Annotated in this window: 19 protein-coding genes and 1 other RNA gene; 18 read left to right on the top strand and 2 right to left on the bottom strand. The window is 45.3% G+C overall.

Features of this window, described 5'->3' with window-relative positions:
• Window positions 1-85 precede the first annotated feature (85 nt).
• Window positions 86-1,171: a ketoacyl-ACP synthase III gene (locus DQX04_RS05385; protein ID WP_111914886.1), complete on the top strand. Its 1,086-nt coding sequence runs from the start codon at window positions 86-88 to the stop codon at window positions 1,169-1,171.
• A gap of 2 nt (window positions 1,172-1,173) precedes the next feature.
• Window positions 1,174-1,449 carry a late competence development ComFB family protein gene (locus DQX04_RS05380; RefSeq protein WP_111914885.1) on the top strand — a complete coding sequence of 92 codons (276 nt, stop codon included), beginning with the start codon at window positions 1,174-1,176 and terminating at the stop codon, window positions 1,447-1,449.
• Between the two features lie 7 nt (window positions 1,450-1,456).
• Here DQX04_RS05380 and ffs read toward each other — a convergent pair.
• Window positions 1,457-1,553: signal recognition particle sRNA small type (gene ffs, locus DQX04_RS05375), an RNA gene on the bottom strand.
• A gap of 177 nt (window positions 1,554-1,730) precedes the next feature.
• Here ffs and DQX04_RS05370 point away from each other — a divergent pair.
• Both DQX04_RS05370 and DQX04_RS05365 read left to right on the top strand, forming a co-directional pair.
• On the top strand, window positions 1,731-2,486 hold the full coding sequence (locus DQX04_RS05370) for an enoyl-CoA hydratase (RefSeq protein WP_111914884.1): 756 nt from the start codon (window positions 1,731-1,733) through the stop codon (window positions 2,484-2,486).
• Between the two features lie 70 nt (window positions 2,487-2,556).
• The gene (locus DQX04_RS05365; RefSeq protein ID WP_111914883.1) at window positions 2,557-3,645 is read left to right on the top strand and encodes a tryptophan 2,3-dioxygenase family protein; all 1,089 of its coding nucleotides are present in this window, start codon (window positions 2,557-2,559) and stop codon (window positions 3,643-3,645) included.
• Here DQX04_RS05365 and priC read toward each other — a convergent pair whose 3' ends face one another.
• Complete coding sequence (priC, locus tag DQX04_RS05360; RefSeq protein ID WP_111914882.1) at window positions 3,646-4,224, bottom strand: primosomal replication protein PriC; 579 nt, start codon at window positions 4,222-4,224, stop codon at window positions 3,646-3,648.
• A gap of 499 nt (window positions 4,225-4,723) precedes the next feature.
• Between priC and DQX04_RS05355 the strand changes: the two genes are divergently transcribed.
• The 14 genes from DQX04_RS05355 to htpG all read left to right on the top strand — a co-directional run bounded on the left by DQX04_RS05355 (window position 4,724) and on the right by htpG (window position 19,138).
• A complete protein-coding gene (locus DQX04_RS05355; RefSeq protein ID WP_111914881.1) occupies window positions 4,724-7,465 on the top strand; it encodes a TonB-dependent siderophore receptor in 2,742 nt (913 codons plus the stop codon).
• Window positions 7,466-7,831: 366 nt separating this feature from the next.
• Window positions 7,832-8,620 carry a DUF3450 domain-containing protein gene (locus DQX04_RS05350; RefSeq protein ID WP_111914880.1) on the top strand — a complete coding sequence of 263 codons (789 nt, stop codon included), beginning with the start codon at window positions 7,832-7,834 and terminating at the stop codon, window positions 8,618-8,620.
• Window positions 8,617-10,002 carry a MotA/TolQ/ExbB proton channel family protein gene (locus tag DQX04_RS05345; RefSeq protein WP_111914879.1) on the top strand — a complete coding sequence of 462 codons (1,386 nt, stop codon included), beginning with the start codon at window positions 8,617-8,619 and terminating at the stop codon, window positions 10,000-10,002. Before DQX04_RS05350 ends, DQX04_RS05345 begins: the two co-directional genes overlap by 4 nt.
• Before the next feature lie 3 nt (window positions 10,003-10,005).
• Entirely contained in the window at window positions 10,006-10,533 is a 528-nt protein-coding gene (locus DQX04_RS05340; RefSeq protein WP_111914878.1) for a MotA/TolQ/ExbB proton channel family protein, read from the top strand.
• Window positions 10,534-10,545: 12 nt separating this feature from the next.
• On the top strand, window positions 10,546-10,947 hold the full coding sequence (locus DQX04_RS05335; protein WP_111914877.1) for a biopolymer transporter ExbD: 402 nt from the start codon (window positions 10,546-10,548) through the stop codon (window positions 10,945-10,947).
• 2 nt (window positions 10,948-10,949) lie between these two features.
• Window positions 10,950-11,564, top strand: a complete 615-nt coding sequence (locus DQX04_RS05330; protein ID WP_111914876.1) for a TonB family protein — start codon at window positions 10,950-10,952, stop codon at window positions 11,562-11,564.
• Window positions 11,565-11,567: 3 nt separating this feature from the next.
• A complete protein-coding gene (locus DQX04_RS05325) occupies window positions 11,568-12,875 on the top strand; it encodes a tetratricopeptide repeat protein (RefSeq protein WP_111914875.1) in 1,308 nt (435 codons plus the stop codon).
• A gap of 174 nt (window positions 12,876-13,049) precedes the next feature.
• Window positions 13,050-13,178: a hypothetical protein gene (locus DQX04_RS12555; protein WP_256371950.1), complete on the top strand. Its 129-nt coding sequence runs from the start codon at window positions 13,050-13,052 to the stop codon at window positions 13,176-13,178.
• Between the two features lie 42 nt (window positions 13,179-13,220).
• On the top strand, window positions 13,221-13,598 hold the full coding sequence (locus tag DQX04_RS05320; RefSeq protein WP_165831947.1) for a response regulator: 378 nt from the start codon (window positions 13,221-13,223) through the stop codon (window positions 13,596-13,598).
• A complete protein-coding gene (locus DQX04_RS05315) occupies window positions 13,599-14,162 on the top strand; it encodes an adenine phosphoribosyltransferase (protein ID WP_111914873.1) in 564 nt (187 codons plus the stop codon).
• A 54-nt stretch (window positions 14,163-14,216) separates the two neighbouring features.
• On the top strand, window positions 14,217-16,112 hold the full coding sequence (dnaX, locus tag DQX04_RS05310; protein ID WP_111914872.1) for a DNA polymerase III subunit gamma/tau: 1,896 nt from the start codon (window positions 14,217-14,219) through the stop codon (window positions 16,110-16,112).
• A gap of 63 nt (window positions 16,113-16,175) precedes the next feature.
• Entirely contained in the window at window positions 16,176-16,508 is a 333-nt protein-coding gene (locus DQX04_RS05305) for a YbaB/EbfC family nucleoid-associated protein (protein ID WP_111914871.1), read from the top strand.
• An 11-nt stretch (window positions 16,509-16,519) separates the two neighbouring features.
• On the top strand, window positions 16,520-17,125 hold the full coding sequence (recR, locus tag DQX04_RS05300; RefSeq protein ID WP_111914870.1) for a recombination mediator RecR: 606 nt from the start codon (window positions 16,520-16,522) through the stop codon (window positions 17,123-17,125).
• 87 nt (window positions 17,126-17,212) lie between these two features.
• Window positions 17,213-19,138, top strand: a complete 1,926-nt coding sequence (gene htpG / locus DQX04_RS05295; protein WP_111914869.1) for a molecular chaperone HtpG — start codon at window positions 17,213-17,215, stop codon at window positions 19,136-19,138.
• Window positions 19,139-19,466 lie beyond the last annotated feature (328 nt).

The raw sequence follows: 19,466 nt of genomic DNA, 5'->3' as shown, positions 1-19,466 counted from the left end.
AAATTTGAGTTATGGATATAAAGGTATACGATTAAAATTATTGAGTCACGCGTTTGCGTGAAAGTAGTAAAGGGGAACCTACAACATGAAATACGCTGAAATCACAGGATGGGGAAAATGCGTACCGCCGGCGGTTTTAACCAACGACGATTTGGCAACGTTCTTAGATACCTCCGACGAGTGGATTCGTAGTCGAACGGGAATTGAAGAGCGTCGAGTAAGTGCCGTAGGAACCTCTGCGTTGGCTACTGTGGCCGCGAAAAATGCGTTGGCGGCAGCAGATTTAGAGCCAGAAGCAATCGACCTGATTATTGTGGGAACCTGCACCGCAGACGAAATTATTCCCAACGTAGCTTCCAAAGTGCAAAAAGACTTGGGTGCAAAAAATGCGGCTGCTTTCGACTTGAATGCTGCATGCAGTAGCTTCCTCTATGCCATGCACTTTGCTACGTCTACTATTCGAATGGGCATGCATAAAAACGTTCTTATTATTGGCGCTGAGCGTTTAACTCGAATTTTAGACTGGACTAAGCGCGAGAGTGCAGTGCTTTTCGGCGATGGTGCTGGCGCAATGGTATTGCAGGAAACAGACAAAGAAGTAGGCTTATTGGCATCTAAGGTAAGTTGTGACGCAGATGCTCGTGATGTGTTGTCACTTGATTTCGGAATGAGTTTCGACCGTTATGACTTCGACGGAGTAATGGAGTTTAACTTCGAAGGCCAAGAAATATTTAAGCGTGCCGTTAAAGGTATGAGTGCAGCTGTAGAAGCCGTGTTTCAAGAAACCGGTAAAAGTATTGACGACGTAGACGCATTGATTCCTCATCAAGCCAATAAACGCCTTATCGATTTCCTTGCCAAAATGTGTAAGGTTCCTGACGGTAAAACTATGGTAAACATTCAGAAGTACGGGAATACCTCTTCTGCGACTTTACCGATCGCTTTTTGCGAAGCGTTAGAAACAGGCATGGTAAAGCCTGGTGACACGATTGTTTCAGCCGTATTTGGCGGTGGCTTAACATGCGGTGCCGGAATGATTAAATGGGGCGAGCGCGTTACGCCTTTACGAGATAATCAGCTATCTTTGGAAAACAATGGACAAACAGCGTTAGACTTGATTGTTCCGTTGTTCGAAGGGGCAAAGGCAGCTTGGGCAAAACGTGAGGAATAGTAATGAAGATTAATGACGATATTCACAATTATTATGAGAGCCTTGTGGTTGATCAACTGCAAGCACAAGGTTTGCATGAAAAGTATGACGATGAGTTTTTGGCTGACCTAATTTGTTTGGTATTGAACCAGTTGCCGCCAAGATATATTCGTTATGAAGTGGATATGGCATTTTTTCTTTCAGCTGCTAAGCGCATGGAAATGGATATGCAGGTACAGGAAGCTGTCGAAAAGGGCGTTAAGTTCTTGGAAAAAAGGAAAGCTTCGGAGCAGGAGTAGTGGTGAACCCCACAAGCCACACCTCGGCACACACTACCCCAACTACGGCTGCTCCCTTCCGGGCCTGACCGGGTTCGCTGGTTCGCGTTGCGAGGGGACCCGTGGGGCCACCGCGGCGCATTATCCATGATTGAATTATGATTCTCAACCTTTCTTTTATTCCCCCCTTTGACCACTGGTTAATCATTAGTCAATTAATCCTCTTAAACCGATTTTTCGCGTAGAGTTCTGGTCGGACGAGTGGTAAGGTGAATTCATTCTTATCGACAGAGGACAATTCGATGACAGATTGGGTTCAAGTATCTAAAGCCGACGGCATTGTGAATGTGCACCTGAACCGTCCAGAAAAGAAAAATGCGTTAACGCAAGATATGTATGCCGAGATGACGCGTGCATTGAGAGAGGCGGACGCAGACACCAAAGGCACTGCGGCAGTTGTTTTTTCGGGTGAGGGTAACGTGTTCTGTTCGGGCAATGACCTAGCCGACTTCCTTCGGCACGGCGATTTGACGCAAGATTCGCCGGTATTCCAATTTTTAGACACGATTTCTTCGGTTACTGTCCCTGTGGTTGCGAAGGTGCAAGGACCAGCTGTGGGCATTGGTACCACGCTGTTGCTTCATTGTGATTTGGTGTATGCAGCTGAAGAGGCCGTTTTTGTGATGCCTTTCGTGGACATGGGGTTAGTTCCTGAAGCGGGTTCAAGTCAGTTGTTACCGTTGTTGTGTGGTCATGTGAAGGCATCGGAGCTATTACTGCTTGGTGAAACTATAGACGCGCAAAAAGCCGAGAAGTTTAATATTGTGAATAAAGTTGTATCGTCGAATGAGCTAGATGATGTGGTTGCTAAAATAAGCGCAAGCTTAGCGAGCAAACCAAGAGAGAGCTTGCGTTTGTCTAAGAAGCTTTTGAAAGCGCCGATGGAAACTGTGCAGGAAAGAATTCAAACTGAATTAAAAGACTTCTTACGAGTGCTGGCAAGTGAAGACACGCAAAAGATTATTGCAGCAAAGGCTCAGCGTAAGTCGAAGAGTTAATACGGAGTTGTAGTTGCGAGTATGAGCGGGGTTTCGTACTATCGCCGCAAATGAATGGAAGGCGAGAAATATGAAACGTAAACCTGATCCTGTTTATTACAGCGAGTATTTACAGCTCAATAAATTGCTTGATGCACAAGCGCCAGTAAGCCCTAAGTACGGGGAAGAAGCCCATGACGAGATGTTGTTTATCGTTGTGCATCAAGCGTATGAACTCTGGTTTAAACAGATGTTGCATGAATTGCACTCTGTATATGCGTTATTTAACCAGGACTCTATTCCTGACGAAAAGCTCATGACCGTAGTACACCGGTTAAATAGGGTGGTGTCGATTCAAGAACTCATTAACCAACAAATTAAGGTGTTAGAAACCATGACACCGCAAGACTTTCTTGAGTTTAGAGACTACCTAGTACCAGCAAGCGGCTTTCAAAGTATTCAATTCAAAGAGTTAGAAATTACTTTAGGTGTGAAAAGGGATACACGTATTGCCTTTGACCAAGCGTCGTTTTATAACCGGATCAACGACAAAGACAGAGCGTATTTGGAAAAGCTTGAGAAGCAGCCTGACTTATTCTCGTTAGTGGACGATTGGTTGTCGCGTATGCCATTTTTAGAAACGAAAGAGTTTTCGTTTTGGAAGCATTACCAACAAGCCATTACACAACAACTTGATAGTGACGCTGAGATTATTCACGGCAATCCGTTGTTGAGTGAAGAAGAGCGCGAACAAGAACTGAAAGGTCTAGAAGCTACAAAAGACAATTTTGCAGCGCTGTTCGATACGGAGAAGTATACCGAAATTCAAAATGCTGGGCGCGTGCGGCTGTCTCAGAAGGCCATGCAAGCTGCGTTGTTTATATACATGTATCGGGAAGAGCCCGTGTTTAACTTGCCGTGGCAGGTGTTAAGTAGTTTGGTTGATATAGACGAGCAGATCACGTTGTGGCGCTTCAGGCACGTAATGATGGTACAACGGATGTTAGGAAGTAAAATTGGCACCGGTGGTTCTTCCGGCCATGAATACCTGCGCAAAACGACTGAGAAAAACCGTATCTTCGCGGATTTTATGAATCTTTCGACTTATCTACTACCCAAGTCTGCTTTACCTCCACTTCCAGAAGGGTTGCAAGAGCAGTTACGACGAGGGAATGCATAGTCAATCAATGTCTGGTGTGAGAGCCTTCTCACACCAGTAAATTTTCTTCTCAATGTCTACAATGGCTCTTTGGCAACGAAGAAGCCTTTGCTGTGCCTTTAGCACAAGTTCTTGTTGGTTTTTATCGTTACTCTGTTGCGCAAGCCTTAGTTGGTCTTCCAATCGCTGTTCGTAGCCCTTGTACTGAGTTAAAGTCGAATACAATTTTTTTAATGTCTCTGGATTCGTGCTTGTAACCTTGGTTTGTGTTTTTGCACTGTATGCCTGACGAATCTCGGAGGCCGACTCCGAAATGGGTGGCTTGGTGCGGTATAAAGCTCGGGTTAGCGCTTCAAGCTGCTGGGTGACTCGCTCCGATAAGTATGCGGCTTGAACCTCAAATTCAGGCTCTGATCTTGATTGGATATTTGACAAAATTTTGAGATTGTTTTCTGCCTCATCGATATAGTCACTGATATGTGTGGATTGCGTATGAAACACTGAACTATGTAACCAGGGCCGGAGTAGCTCACCACTCAATTCATGCGCCTTGCCACGCAGGGTATTGAATAAGGTTGTGAATGAATCGTCTTGGCGCATTGGTTCGTTTATCCATACAAGTTTTCACGATAAGCCAAGGCATTGTGCCAGAGGGCGAAGCGGAAGTCAGTGTGAAAATATTGCCAGATCGTCATTTTAGTTGAAGAATCTTTATAAATAGCCCTTGCTAACGCTATGCGGTTTGCTATAGTCGGTTGCGTAAACAACTAATTTTCAGTGATTCAGAAGACTGTTAAATATTTATTACGAGTTTTGTGCTTGTATTTACTTGTTTTTAAGTAACTGAAAGTTAAGGGTTTATTTGCGAGCATTGTGGTTGTGTAAAAAGCCTTAGCACGAGGTTTAACGAGAAAACAATGCTTTAGCTTGTAAAAAATTGTGTCAAACCTTGTAACACAAGTGTTGCCACTATGTTTTTTTTTGATTAGTATCAGATTCGATTGGTTAGCAAATTTGCTGATCGAAGCTTAGACCAAGGGGTAAAACCTGAGGTTATATAAACCTAAAAATCACAATAAGTGATCCAGGGAGAACTTACATGCACACCAATAGTAAATTAGCGAAGTCTATTCGTTTAGCACTGATGTTCGGTGCTACTGCGACTGCGATGACTGGCGTTGCCAATGCGCAGGACCAAAACGAAGACGAAGAAGCAGAAGAAGAGCGCGTTGAGCGTATCCAAGTAACTGGTTCTCGTATCCAGCGTACTGATATGGAAGGCGCTTTGCCTGTAACAGTTATCGATCGTGAAGCAATCGAGTTGTCTGGTGACATCTCAGCTGCTGAACTTATTCGTAACACAACTTTCAACTCAACTGGTTCATTCCGTCCACAGTCTGGTTCATCAGCACAGGGCGTGAGCATGGTTGACTTGCGTGGTATCGGCTCAAGCCGTTCACTAGTTCTTGTTGACGGTCGTCGTTTAACGATGTCTCCTTCTACAGGTTCTTCGCAAGATTTGAACTCAATTCCAATGGCAGCTATCGAGCGTATCGAAATCTTGTCTGACGGTGCGTCAGCGGTTTACGGTTCAGACGCAATCGGTGGTGTAATCAACGTTATCACTCGTCGTGACTTCAACGGCGCTGAGTTAACTGTTGGTGAAGGTGGCGTAAGCGTACCTTCAGAAGGTGGTGACCGTGAAAATGGTTCACTAGTATTCGGTTCTTCAAGCGACACAACTAGCGTAATTGGTGGTGTTTCTTGGAACAAACGTGAAATCGTATTCGAAAATGCTTACCCATGGAACACTCCGGGTGCATCTACATACGGTAACAACTTCATCAACTGGCAAGATGGTCGCTTAACTGCGATTCCTGGTTCTTGTACTACAGAGAACTTCTACATCGCGCCTAACGGACGTTGCTTATATAACTTCAACGCGACTAACGCGAACGAAGCTTCTTCATCAAACGAATCACTATTCGTTAAGCTACGTCACGATATCAACGACGACTGGACTCTATACTCAAATGCAAGTGTTGCACAAACACGTTCATTTGGTCGTTATGCACCAGTTCCAGATATCAACCACCCAGTATTCTATGATGGATTGTTGACTCCTGAAGATTCATACAACAACCCAACTAACCCGAATGCTTGGTTCTACGATCCAAACAACCCTAACGCGGTAGTTTACGATCCAAACGTTGTTGGTCCTCAGGCTCAAGTAGCTATCTATCACCGCTTCGCGGCGATGGGTAACCGTGACAACGAAGTGAACAACGAAAACCTAGACTTCTTAGTAGGTGCTGAAGGCCGTGCTTTCGGTATCGATTGGGACTTCGGTGTTCGTAGCGTTCGTAACAAAACTTACGAGTTGGGTGATGGCTACCTAGCTGCACGTACAGCTTGGGGTAACGTGAACAACTTTAACCCAGGTTACTGTGCAGACGGTTCATTCGACCCAGATTCGTGCCGCGTTGGTTATAACATCAACCGTCCTCTAGATAACCCAGATCAGGTTCTATCTGCAGGTGTTGTTACAACTTCACGTATTTCTCAATTCAACATTGACGAAATGTATGTTTCTGGTGCGTTCGACGTATTCGAAATCGGCGGTGGCATGGTTCAAGGTTTCTTGGGCTTTGAAACTCGTGACGAATTCTTCGATGACCAATACGATTCTCAGTCAGAAGCTGGCCTAGTTGGTGGTTCTTCTGGTAACTCTGCAGGTGGTGGCCGTTCAGTTGACGCTGCTTACTTCGAGTTCCTAGTACCAGTAACTTATGACCTAGAGCTTTCTATTGCTGGTCGTCAGGATGACTACTCTGACTACGGTAGCGATTTCTCACCTAAAGTGAGCTTCCGCTGGCAGCCAATGAGCAACTTGTTGCTTCGTGGTTCTTACGGTGAAGGTTTCCGTGCTCCAACATTGGACATCCTAACTCAGAAGCGTTCATTCTCTGCTGACTCAGTAACTGATGAAATCACCTGTCAAGCACTATCTGGTGGTACTTCAAACAACTGTCAGATCAACGCATTCATCATTGCTAACCCAGAGCTTGAGTCTGAGTCATCAACTCAATACTCTTTCGGTGCTGCTTACCAAGCGACTGATTGGTTGAACTTCGCGGTTGATTACTACTCAATCGAGATTGAAAACCGTATCCGTAGCATCAGCTCTGACGCATTGATTAACTCATACCGCGCTGGTGACCCACTACCTGCAGGTACTGAAGTAAACGTTAACGCTCGTGACGAAGTTACTAGTGTTGTACGTGGTTTCGTGAACGAAGGTACACTGGAAACTTCTGGTGTTGACCTCAACGCTCGCGTTAACTTCGACTTCGGTGGTTTAGGTGCTGTGTCTTCAAACTTCCAAGTGTCACACATGCTTGACTACTCTTTGGATGGCGGACGTGACCTAGTTCTTGACCCAGGTGTACCAGAGCAACGTGTTAACCTTCAAACTCAGTGGAGCCTTAACGACTTTACTGTAGCGTGGAACATGAACCTTATCGGTACTCAGTACACTACTGTTGAAGGCCGCGATGCTGACGGTAACTTCGACGACTGTAACGATCCAGGCGCTGGTGTAGACGTAGCTCGCTGTGGTAACTGGGGTACTTATGTAACTCACGATCTACAACTTAGCTATAACACTCCGTGGAACGGCCGTATCACTGTAGGTGCTCAGAACTTGTTCGAGAAGCTACCTAAGATCGGTACTGCTAACCGCGCTGGTGGTGAGTACGCATTCGGTGGTCGTAACTACAACTTCAACCTTTACAACGCGAACGGACGTTTCACTTACGTACGTTACACGCAAACTTTCTAATCTAGTTACCTAGTAACGTTTTAGAAAATTTGTAAAGGAAAGAAAGTAAGCCGGTCCTCTTTGAGGGCCGGCTTTTTTTTGTGCATGTTGACCGAAATTTAGACGTTTTTATGTCATTTTTATGATCTTTTTGTGAGCGCTACTATGCTTTACATATGGGTGACATTTTAAGCCTAACTGTCTGGTTGACATGCTTGCGCACTTCGTGGGAGTATTCTGGCAATGCCATTTTTTAAGAATGGCGTATTTTGGTGTTAATAACTTTTTTCATCACTCACACAACTGGAGCTTACACGGTTAGCCAAACTTCATTTTTTCGAGTTGGATAACGTTGTAAGTAAAGTTAAGTCAAATTGGTTGGGAACTATGACCACAGTTATCAAACGAAGCAAAATCGCCGCTGCCATGGTTGGTGTGATGGCGCTTGCAGGAAGCGGACTGGCAACAGCATCTGCACAAGACCTGCAACAGCTACAGTCTGAACAGTCTCAGACACATCGTAATCAAGCAGCATCGCAAGAGCGTATTGATTCGCTGTTCGATCAAAGCCGTGACTTACTGGCGGACTACCGTGCAGTAGTAGCGGAATACGAAGCGTTGAAAGTGTACAACGATCACGTACAAACGCTTGTAGATGATCAGAACGCAACGCTAGCATCTTTGCAGCGTCAAATTGATGGTATCGAAGAAACACGTCAAGGTGTTGTTCCTTTGATGTACAAAATGATTGACGCTCTAGATGAATTCGTACAATTGGATATTCCAATTCACAGCGACTCGCGTACAGCACGTGTTCAGCGTCTACGTGACGTAATGACACGTTCAGATGTAACTGAATCTGAGAAATTCCGCTTAATTGTTGAAGCGTATCAAATTGAAATGGATTACGGCATCGGTCCTAATTCATACAGTGGCAACTTGAACATCGACGGCCAGGAAATTGCAGTAGACTTTTTCCACATGGGTCGTGTTGTCATGATGGCGCAAACACTTGACGGTAAACAAGCATGGTTGTGGGACAACTCTGCTCGTGACTGGATTGAAGCTGACGACAGCTTCCTTAGCCCGCTAAATGAAGCGATTAAAATGTCACGTCGTCAAACTGCGTTCGATATCGTACGTCTTCCAGTATTTGCCGCGGAGAATGCAGAATGAAACAATTAATGAAAACATTAGTAAGCGCCGCAGCAGTTTTCACAATTGCAGCTGGAGCTTCGGTTACAGCTTCTGCTCAAGAAGCGCAAACTTTGGAACAGTTACTTGAACAGGTTCAACAGAGCCGTCAAGAAAACCGTCAAATCGACCAGGCGCGTGAGCGTGCGTTCCGTCAGGACCGTGCAGACAAACAAGCTCTACTTCGCGAAGCTCAGCAACAGCTAGCAAACGAAGAAGCTCGTTCTCAGCGTTTGCAAGAAGAATACGCACAAAACGAAATTAACATCGGCAACAAAGAAACCGAACTAGACAACATGATCGGTACTTTGGGTGAAATCTTCGGTGTTATCCGTGGTGCAGCTTCTGACACTATCGGTCGTATCTCAACTTCAATCGTAAGTGCACAGTACCCTGATCGTCACCAAGTACTTGAGTCACTTGCTGAAGCTCGTGAGCTACCAAACATTTCTGAGCTAGAAGAGCTATGGTTAGCGCTTCTTACTGAAATGACTGAGTCTGGTAACGTTTCTCGCTTCCAAGGTGAAGTGTCGTTGCTTGAAGGTGGTACAGAGACTCGTGACGTTATCCGCCTTGGTTCTTTCAACCTTATTTCAGACGGTGAATACCTAACTTACAACGACTCTACAGGCCAGATGCAGCCAATCGCTCGTCAACCTGCAGGTCACGTATTGTCAGCGGTATCTAACTTCGAAGAGCTAGAGTCTGGTTCAGCTGGTGTATTCCTTGACCCGTCTCGTGGCCAAATCTTGAGCTTGCTTACTCAGAAAGCGACACTTATGGAGCACTACCACAATGGTGACACCGTAGGTTACGCAATCACTGTATTGCTAGCACTTGGTTTCCTTATCGCAATCTACAAGCTTGTTACACTAACAGCGGTAGGCGGTAAGATTCGTTCACAGTTGAAGAACACTGAGAACCCTTCAGATAACAACCCGCTAGGTCGTATCTTGAAGGTTTATCACGACAACCGTTCAGCTGACGTTGAAAACCTAGAATTGAAACTCGACGAAGCTATTCTACGTGAAACACCGCGTATCGAATCAGGCGTAAGCATGATTAAGATTCTTGCGGCAATCGCTCCGTTGATGGGTCTATTAGGTACGGTAATCGGTATGATTGGTACGTTCCAATCAATCACATTATTCGGTACTGGTGACCCAAGAATTATGGCTGGTGATATCTCAATGGCACTTGTAACAACTGCCTTGGGTCTAATTGCTGCATTGCCATTGATTATTGTGCACAGCATCGTTGCTGCACGTGCGAAGTCAATTCTTCATGTAATTGACGAGCAAGCTGCAGGTATCGTTGCAGAGCACGCTGAAAAATCTAACGCAACAGCGGCTAAAGGGGAATAAGCCATGGAATTGTACCTGATAGGACTATGGGAATCTGTCAGGGATTTTATTGGCACCGGTGGTAATGTTTTATTCCTGGTGGCGATAGCGCTCCTTATTATGTGGATTTGCCTCATAGAGCGCTATTGGTACCTTTTGGGTGTGTTCCCGCGCGAGCGAGACCAGATCATCCAAAAATGGCATGACCGGGATGACACCACCTCTTGGTACGCACATAGAATCCGTGATGCATGGATTTCCAAAGCGTCGGATAATTTATCAGCGCGAATGCTGCTACTTAAGACCACGATTGCCATTTGTCCGCTTATCGGACTTTTGGGAACCGTAACCGGTATGATTACTGTATTTGAAATCATGTCGGTACAGGGTACAGGTAACCCACGTCTTATGGCTGGCGGTATTTCAATGGCGACAATCCCGACCATGTCGGGAATGGTGGCAGCACTGTCAGGAATGTTCTTCGCTCAGCGACTTGATTCAAGAATCAACCGCGAGAAGTCGAACTTAATTGACAGCATGCCTCATCACTAAGAGAGTAGAATTATGGCACGTAAACGTATACGCGAAGAGGAAGAGGCAACACTAGACATGACTCCGATGTTGGACATCGTATTCATCATGTTGATCTTCTTCATCGTAACAACTTCGTTCGTGAAAGAAGCAGGGATTGACGTAAATCGTCCTGAAGCTTCACAGGCTACCAGTAAGCCTTCGGCAAACATCTTTATCGCGGTTCGTGAGAATGGCGAAGTATGGATGGACCGTCGTCAGGTGGACGTGGAGCGTGTAGCAGCAAACCTTGAGCGCTTGTTAGCGGAACAACCTACTGACATGGTAGTTATTCAAGCTGACGACCAAGCGCGTCACGGCATAGTTGTGAAGGTCATGGACCAAATTAAAGAAGCGGGTATTGCCCAAATTTCAATAGCAGCAGAGGACGATTAATTATGGTGCGCGTATTAGTATCGATATTACTAGGCGCTGCTGTCACTTTCGCTCTGTTTGTCTTAATGGCATACCTGATCAGTGGCGGGGAGACACGGCATGAGCCGCCTGAAGCTCCGACCACGATCGAAATCGTTCAAACACAGGCGGATCAAGATATCGCGAGTCGAGATCGTACTCCGCCTCCACCACCAGAGCCGCCTGAGCAGCCGCCTGAGAGTCCTCCACAGGAACCTCAGCAGTCTGACGATGCGGTAGGTTTTAACCTTAACGTAGGTGAAATCGATATTGGTGGTGCAGACACTGGGTTATCTGGACCGAGTGCTGGTATGACGCGAGATGGTGACGCTCAGCCGTTAGTGCGAGTAGAACCAAGTTATCCGCCAGCAGCAGCTCGTGACGGTATTAATGGTTGGGTGCGTTTGCGCTTCACTATTAACGAAACCGGTGGTGTTGAAGATATCGAGATTATTGAGGCAGAGCCACGCCGAGTATTTGACCGAGCAGCTCGTCAAGCTCTACGTCGGTGGAGATATGCACCGAAAGTAGTAAATGGCACGCCGCAGCGTCAAGAAGGCATGACAGTGCAACTTGACTTCAACATAGAAGGAACCTAACTCATGATGCGTATGAAAACATTATTCGCAGCAGCTACATTGTTAGGCGCAAGTTTCCTTCCAGTGCACGCGCAAGGTACTGATGTTGGTTTTACTATTCCAACTCAGGAAGAAGTGGAAGCCTTTAAAGAAGCACGCAGAACGCATGCTTTGGGTGACCGTTTGGCGCGTGCTGTAGTTGAGGCATTCGAGCTTTATGAAGCTGAAGACATTCCAGGAGCAATTACTGTTCTTGAGGAAGTTGAACCACGTACAGACTACGAAAGAGCGTATGTAAACCGTTTCTTAGGTACGATGTATGCGGCTCTTCCTGAAGAGCAAGCTCAGCCTGAAAAGGCACTGGAGATGCTACAGGAAGCTGTGGGTTACGATATGTTGAGTTTTGCGGACCAAAGCGCTTCATTGCAATTGCTAGGTAACTTGCAATTGCAAGAAGAGCGTTATGAAGATTCGCTACAAACGATGCAAACGTATCTTCAGTTTACCGGCGAGTGGGATGCGGACATTTTATTCCGCATGGCCGCAGCGCACATGGAGCTGAAAAACTTTGACTCTGTAGTAGCATTTGCTCGCAAAGCGAATGAGCATTATGCCGAACCTAACCGTAACCCTTATGTGTTAATGGTTGGTGCGTACTACGAGCAAAACGATATTCCAAACGCAATTGGAGTGCTTGAAGACGGCATTAACGCGATTCCTTCAGAGACGCGTTGGTGGAGCCAATTAGGTGCATTTTATGCACTTAATGAGCAAAACGACAAAGCACTACAAACTTTGGCTATTGCTTATGACGCAGGCTATTTAGAGCGTTCATCTGATTTCCGTTATTTGGTACAGATGTTCTCTAATGCTCGTATCCCATATCATGCGGCGACTGTAATGACTCGCCATCTTGAGAGTGGTGATATCGATGAGAGCCAGTCTAACTGGGCGTCTGCAGCACGTAGTTACTACACAGCTCGTGAATTTGAGCAAGCTGCTGAAACCTACAGCAAGGCAATTGAACTTGCTGAAGACACTCAGGATCGTGTGGGTTACTACCGTGCGCAAGGCGATGCTTATGCACTTGCTGAAGAATACCGCAATGCGGCGCGTTCTTTCCAAGCGGCATTAGATTTAGGCCCTGAAGACGATAGTACGACAGGCCGAATTTACATGTCATTGGCTGAAGCGCACTTCTATAGCCGTCAATATCGTCAGGCATTGAATGCTATGGAGAACGCTACGCGTTATTCAGCAACACGTCGTAACGCGGAAAGCTGGATTGGATTTATTCGCCAAACAGCAAGTAACCGTGGCGTAGACTTGTAAAGTAACAGCTCGTTATTTTGTAATAGAAACCCGTACCGGTATCCGGTGCGGGTTTTTTGTATTTGAACCGTAACTTTCAAATATTCTCCTTTTCCTGTAAAATTCGCCGCGGTTGAGAGGTGCAATATTCCTAGCGTTTCTCAAGTTGTTGATATTTAAGAAATTGAGGTTCAAATGTCAGAGAATACTGAATTCAAAGAGTCGGCGAGTAAACGTCATTTAGCTATGGCTGTAGTTGCTTTTATTTGTATTGCTTCACTAACACCAGTACTTCGTTTGGTGCAACTTTTTGGCGCAGCTTAACTTGCCTATAAAGGCGGAGTTAAAGCGAAACATGGACGCATGATGAGTAAGCAAATTTTATTAGTGGAAGATAATGCCAAAACGCGTGAGCAGCTCTCGTTGTTCTTAGCACAGGCGGGTTATCAATTCATTACAGCTGTTGACGGCTTAGACGGCCTCAATAAAGCGTTGAATCAGGAGTTCTCCCTGATAATTACTGATCATAAAATGCCTCTCATGGACGGTTTTGCATTAGCACGCAACTTGCGTGACAATGCAACTTATGAAGATACGCCAATAGTTCTGCTTACCACCGACGATTTTCAAAATGTCGAACAAAAAGCATTAAAACTCGGCGTTAATTTAGTTTTACCGAAGCCAGTTTCTTTCGAAGAACTTGGAAATGTTTTAGACGAATACGAAGAGCGAGATATTGCCTAAATGACCCATTATGTGTGTGCTGACCTAAGAAGTGATTATATTCAACGCGCTATTACTAACGTAGCGGACTTCCCTACAAAGGGGGTGGTTTTTAGAGACATCACGACAGCACTAGCAGATCCTAAGGCTCTTCGTTACAGCATCGACCTTTTTCACGAGCGTTATGAAAATTACGGCCTCACCCAAATTGTTGCGGTAGAAGCGCGTGGATTTATATTTGCTGCGGCTCTGGCAGACCGTTTAGGTATTGGCCTAACTTTGATTCGCAAGGCGGGTAAACTTCCTCGTGAATGCCACCGCGAAGACTACGAGCTTGAATACGGTACAGACGCATTGGAGCTCCATGTAGACGGTCTAACAAAACGCGATCGCGTAGTTGTGATGGACGATATGTTAGCAACCGGTGGAACAATTGGGGCCGCCATAGACCTCTTGAAGAAAACACCTGCAACCATTGTAGAAGCTGCATTCTTGGCTGAACTTCTATACCTTCCTGGACGAAAAGCGCTCACAAACAAAGGTATCTCGAGCTACGCCATTGTTGCGTACGACGACTTGAAGTAGGATAGAAACCTCTAAGTTATACTCCGTCTTCAATATGCGTCGAGAGAGGTTTGCATGAGTTACCAGGTGTTAGCGAGACAGTGGCGTCCGAAGTCTTTCTCGGAAGTTGTTGGGCAACAACATGTTTTACAAGCCTTAACTAATGCGCTGACTCACCAACGCTTACATCATGCATATTTACTCTCTGGAACACGTGGTGTAGGTAAAACCACGATCGCGCGGATTCTTGCCCGAAGCTTAAATTGTGTTGAAGGCGTTACTGCGACACCATGCGGTCAATGTGAAATTTGTCAGCAAATTGACCAAGGTCGCTTCGTCGACTTATTAGAAATAGATGCGGCTTCACGTACTAAAGTTGAAGACACACGCGAAATTCTTGAAAACGTGCAGTATCGTCCTACGCAAGGGCGCTACAAAGTATATTTGATAGATGAAGTGCACATGCTTTCTCGCCATAGTTTCAATGCGCTTCTCAAAACATTAGAAGAACCTCCTGAGCATGCTATTTTCTTACTGGCGACCACAGACCCAGATAAGCTGCCTGTTACCGTGCTTTCACGCTGCTTGCAATTTCAGCTGCGTGCATTAACCAAAGACGAAATAGCGCAGCAGCTAAACAAGATCCTCTCCGCAGAAAACTTACAGTTTGACGACAGTGCATTGCAGCTTATTGCGCGTGCTGCACGCGGAAGTATGCGGGATGCCTTAAGTTTAACTGACCAAGCTATTGCACAGGGAAACCAAGCCGTTAGTGAAGAGGTAGTAGCGTTGATGCTTGGGTCTTTGAACCCAAACGACAACATTAAGCTACTTAAACTTGTCGCTAGTGGTCACGGTAAAGAAGCGCTTAATTACTTGCGAGAGCTACCAAACCGCATGACGGATATCGCTGATTTGTTGGCAGAACTTCAAAATGTATTGCATCAAATTGCTTTAGCCCAGCTCGCCCCAGAGTTTGTTGATTCAGGCCTTGCTGAAGCCAAAGAGGGTTTACAGGAGCTTGCGCAAAACATCCCTGCAGAACAAGTGCAGGTTTGGTATCGATTAGTACTGGAAGGTAGAAAAGAGCTGCCTTATTCGGCTGACACGTTTTCTTCTGTGGAGATGACCGTATTACGGATGCTTAATTTTCGGTTAGGAGATGGCTCGGTAAGTATTGAACAGTCTCGATCCGAAGTTGCTCCGCAACCGAAAGCAGCGCCTACTGTAGCAACGCCAGCGACTCCTGAGTCTGTACCAGAAGCACCAGTAATAGAACCTAAAGCTGAAGTTAGTGTGGAGGCAGAACCAGAGCCTTCCGTGCCAACACAACAAGTTTCGGAGCCTGAAGAGAGGCATGAGCACAATGCTCAACAAGGCGCACCAGTAAACGACGAGCTGAATGACTTGCTAGCTACAAGAAGCGACATAATGCAGTCGATTCGTTCTAGCTCAGACAAGCCGGAGTCTACTAGCCCCCCAAAGCCGGAAATTAAGGAAGCACCTGCTACGGAGCAAACCGAGCAGGTGTCAGAGCCTATTCAGATCACGAAACAAGCTGAAACTTTGGATTTAACTCCAAATATAAGATCAGCAGCGGACATAGATCCTTGGTCGGCTTCGGTGGACGGTTTGAATACCGTCGGTATTACTCGGCAAATTTTGTTACATACCAAGCTAGAGCAGTTGGATAATGGCTATCGGTTACTTATAGACGATAACCAACGAGCGCTATTTAGCGACGATATGGAAGAGCAGCTTCGCTCAGTTTTATCAAAGCTTATAATGGATGAGCCTTTGGATATAGGGTTTGCGAGCTTGTCGGGAACACCGTTTATTATTCAACAAGAAATTAATCGCTTTCAGCTAGGACTAGCTGAGCAAAAACTGAACGACCACAGTGAAGTACAAAAAATAGCGTCTGAATTAGACGCACAAGTTGTAGCTGGAAGTATTCAACCTAGAGTGTGAGGTTGATAGAATAACCGCACATTAAGAAATGTATTTAGTTCATTGAATAAAGAGAGAGTAAGCATGTTTAAAGGCGGAATGGGTAACATGATGAAGCAGGCGCAGCAAATGCAAGAGCGCATGCAAAAAATGCAAGAAGAAGTAGCAAGCATGGAAGTTACCGGTGAAGCAGGTGCTGGTATGGTTAAAGTAACCATGTACGGTAACCATAATGTTAAGCGCGTTGAAATTGACCCAAGTGTATTTGGCGACGACGATGACCGTGAAATGCTGGAAGACCTTATTGCTGCAGCAACAAATGACGCTGTTCGCCGCGTAGAAGAAGCTTCAAAGGAAAAAATGGCGAGTGTTACCGGAGGAATGGGCTTACCTCCTGGATTTAAAATGCCGTTTTAAGGTAATTAAAGATGAGCCAATTTTCCCCAGCTATAGCGTCACTTATTCAAGCCCTGCGCGTTCTACCTGGCGTAGGTCAAAAAAGTGCGCAACGAATGGTGTTTCAATTATTGGAACGCGAAAGACAAGGTGCGGAAAAATTGGCTCAAGCTATTACCAACGCTTTAGAAAGAGTTGGGCGTTGTGAAAAGTGCAGAACTTTGTCAGAAACGACGATATGCCATATTTGCAGTAACCCTACGCGTGAAGAAACTGGCGCACTGTGTATCGTCGAATCTCCTGCAGATGTTATAGCTGTAGAACAAACAGAGTCTTTCGAAGGCCAGTACTTTGTTTTAATGGGACATTTATCTCCATTAGACGGAATTGGCCCACGAGACATTGGTCTTGATGTTTTAGAGCAGCGCTTCTCGGCAGGCGGTGTAACAGAAGTTATCTTGGCAACCAATCCCACAGCGGAAGGCGACGCAACAGCGCATTACATTGCGGAGTCGGCTACAAAATATAAAATACCTACCACTCGAATTGCTCACGGCATCCCCGTGGGTGGTGAACTTGAATATGTCGACCATCGAACGTTAGGCCATGCGTTTTCTGGCCGTAAGGCGTTTGAGTAATTTCTAAGAAATCCCTTTAAAAAGCAGACAGCGTCCCCATATCTTTACCAGAACATATTGGTAACCTAGATCAGGAGATTGTCAGCCATGGCTGAGACGCAAAATGTAGAAAAACACGGTTTTCAAACGGAAGTAAAACAGCTTTTGAATCTAATGATTCATTCGCTTTACTCGAATAAGGAAATATTTCTACGAGAGCTTATCTCAAATGCATCTGACGCAGCGGACAAGTTGCGTTTCAAAGCTTTGCAAAACAATTCACTTTTTGAAGACAATGCTGAACTTTTTGTTCGAGTAAGCGTAAACCCAGACGCAAAAACCATTACCATCAGCGACAACGGTATTGGTATGACTCGCGATGAAGTTATGAATAATTTGGGGACTATCGCGAAGTCGGGAACAAAAGAATTCTTCAGTCAATTGTCTGGCGACCAAGCTAAGGATTCTCAATTAATCGGCCAGTTTGGTGTGGGTTTTTATTCAGCATTTATTGTCGCTGACCGAGTAACAGTTCAAACGCGAGGCGCAGGTATCGAACCAAGTGAGGGCGTTGAGTGGCAATCTCAAGGTGATGGCGAATATACGCTGTCTCAAGTCAACAAGCCTCAACGTGGTACTGACATTATTTTGCACCTTCGTGAGGATTCTGAAGAGTTCTTAGATGCGTGGAAATTGAAAGGTATTATCAAAACTTACTCTGATCACTTAAGCATGCCGGTACAAATGTGGAAAGAGCCAGAGGAAGAGCGCGAAGGCCCAGACGGTGAAAAAATTGAAGCGAAGCCAGGTGAATGGGAAACCGTTAATGCCGGTAAAGCACTTTGGTTACGTGAAAAGTCAGATGTCTCTGATGAAGAATATAAAGACTTCTATAAGTCGATCGCACATGACTTTGACGACCCTCTATTGTGGAGCCACAACAAAGTAGAGGGTAAGCACGAGTACACCAGCCTTTTATATATTCCAAAGCGAGCGCCATTCGATTTATGGAATCGTGAAAGCCAGAAGGGTATTAAGCTATACGTTCAACGCGTTTTCATTATGGACGACGCTGAACAGTTTATGCCGACATACCTGCGCTTTGTCCGCGGGTTAATTGACTCTAATGATCTACCGTTGAATGTGTCTCGTGAAATATTGCAGGACAATAAAGTAACCCGCGCAATGCGTTCTGCGAGCACCAAAAAAGTTTTGAGTATGCTGAGTAAGTTCGCTCGTAACGATGAAGCTGGCTATGGGGAGTTCTGGGATAACTTCGGTAATGTTTTAAAAGAAGGCCCGGCAGACGATCCTTCAAATGTAGAAAAGGTCGCTGAATTATTACGATTCGCGTCGACTCATGAAGACACTGCTGAGCAACGTGTATCATTAGATGCATATATTGAGCGTATGAAGGAAGGGCAGGACAAGATCTATTATATCGTTGCAGATAGTTATGAAGCTGCACGTAACAACCCTGCATTAGAGATCTTCCAGAAAAAGGGAATAGAAGTCCTATTGCTCTCAGATCGTATTGATGAATGGTTAATGAGTCACTTGACCGAATTTAAAGAGAAATCTTTCCAGTCAGTGACGCGCGGAGACTTAGATCTTGGTGATCTAGACGATAAAGAAGCGAAAGAAGAGAAAGAAGCAACAGAGGAGAAGTTCAAACCTGTTGTGGATAGATTCAAAGAAGCCTTAGGAGATAAAGTTAAAAATGTGCGTTTAACGCATCGTTTAACAGATTCTCCTGCGTGTATCGTGACGGATGAAAACGACATGAGCACGCAAATGGCGAAGCTTATGGAAGCTGCGGGGCAAAGTGTGCCGGAAACTAAGTATATTTTCGAGCTTAACCCTTCGCATCCATTGGTTGAGAAAATAGCAGAAGAACAAGACGAATCTAGATTTGGTTCTTGGGCGGAACTGCTACTTGACCAAGCAACATTAGCTGAAAGAGGTTCTCTGAAAGATCCTGGTAGCTATGTGCGTAAGCTAAACAAAATGATGTTGGAGCTTTCTCAACGTTAATTTGGACTGTTTTTTGCTCGTAATGATGGAATTATGAGCAGTTGAAAATAAAGTTCAAAAAAGATCTTGATCGTTGTTCAATGATCTTTATAATGCGCCGCCGTTGTCACCGAATAAGTGGCAACGGCGGAGTCACTTTAAGAAGCTTACAAAAACCTTCGAAAAGCACTTGACTTCAGCGCTCGGAAGCGTAAAATTCGCTTCCCTGCTTCGGAATGAAGCAACGTTCTTTAACAATATATCAAGCCAAGCAATCTGTGTGGGCACTTACAGGATAAGCATCGAACTATAGCCATTAATTTGGCAAAAACGCGAAGCTTAGAATGAA

Origin of the sequence: Aliidiomarina sp. B3213, from assembly GCF_003290085.1 — a bacterium.
In the GTDB taxonomy this organism is placed as follows: Bacteria; Pseudomonadota; Gammaproteobacteria; order Enterobacterales; family Alteromonadaceae; genus Aliidiomarina.
This window is presented reverse-complemented; position numbering and strand designations above follow the sequence as displayed.

Coding starts and splice junctions, on each gene's coding strand:
- htpG (WP_111914869.1), top strand. CDS start 17,213: ATGGCTGAGACGCAAAATGTAGAAAAACACGGTTTTCAAACGGAAGTA.
- recR (WP_111914870.1), top strand. CDS start 16,520: ATGAGCCAATTTTCCCCAGCTATAGCGTCACTTATTCAAGCCCTGCGC.
- DQX04_RS05365 (WP_111914883.1), top strand. CDS start 2,557: ATGAAACGTAAACCTGATCCTGTTTATTACAGCGAGTATTTACAGCTC.
- DQX04_RS05335 (WP_111914877.1), top strand. CDS start 10,546: ATGGCACGTAAACGTATACGCGAAGAGGAAGAGGCAACACTAGACATG.
- DQX04_RS05385 (WP_111914886.1), top strand. CDS start 86: ATGAAATACGCTGAAATCACAGGATGGGGAAAATGCGTACCGCCGGCG.
- DQX04_RS05315 (WP_111914873.1), top strand. CDS start 13,599: ATGACCCATTATGTGTGTGCTGACCTAAGAAGTGATTATATTCAACGC.
- DQX04_RS05340 (WP_111914878.1), top strand. CDS start 10,006: ATGGAATTGTACCTGATAGGACTATGGGAATCTGTCAGGGATTTTATT.
- DQX04_RS05380 (WP_111914885.1), top strand. CDS start 1,174: ATGAAGATTAATGACGATATTCACAATTATTATGAGAGCCTTGTGGTT.
- DQX04_RS05330 (WP_111914876.1), top strand. CDS start 10,950: ATGGTGCGCGTATTAGTATCGATATTACTAGGCGCTGCTGTCACTTTC.
- DQX04_RS05320 (WP_165831947.1), top strand. CDS start 13,221: ATGAGTAAGCAAATTTTATTAGTGGAAGATAATGCCAAAACGCGTGAG.
- DQX04_RS05345 (WP_111914879.1), top strand. CDS start 8,617: ATGAAACAATTAATGAAAACATTAGTAAGCGCCGCAGCAGTTTTCACA.
- DQX04_RS05325 (WP_111914875.1), top strand. CDS start 11,568: ATGATGCGTATGAAAACATTATTCGCAGCAGCTACATTGTTAGGCGCA.
- priC (WP_111914882.1), bottom strand. CDS start 4,224: ATGCGCCAAGACGATTCATTCACAACCTTATTCAATACCCTGCGTGGC.
- DQX04_RS12555 (WP_256371950.1), top strand. CDS start 13,050: ATGTCAGAGAATACTGAATTCAAAGAGTCGGCGAGTAAACGTCATTTA.
- DQX04_RS05305 (WP_111914871.1), top strand. CDS start 16,176: ATGTTTAAAGGCGGAATGGGTAACATGATGAAGCAGGCGCAGCAAATG.
- DQX04_RS05350 (WP_111914880.1), top strand. CDS start 7,832: ATGACCACAGTTATCAAACGAAGCAAAATCGCCGCTGCCATGGTTGGT.
- DQX04_RS05355 (WP_111914881.1), top strand. CDS start 4,724: ATGCACACCAATAGTAAATTAGCGAAGTCTATTCGTTTAGCACTGATG.
- dnaX (WP_111914872.1), top strand. CDS start 14,217: ATGAGTTACCAGGTGTTAGCGAGACAGTGGCGTCCGAAGTCTTTCTCG.
- DQX04_RS05370 (WP_111914884.1), top strand. CDS start 1,731: ATGACAGATTGGGTTCAAGTATCTAAAGCCGACGGCATTGTGAATGTG.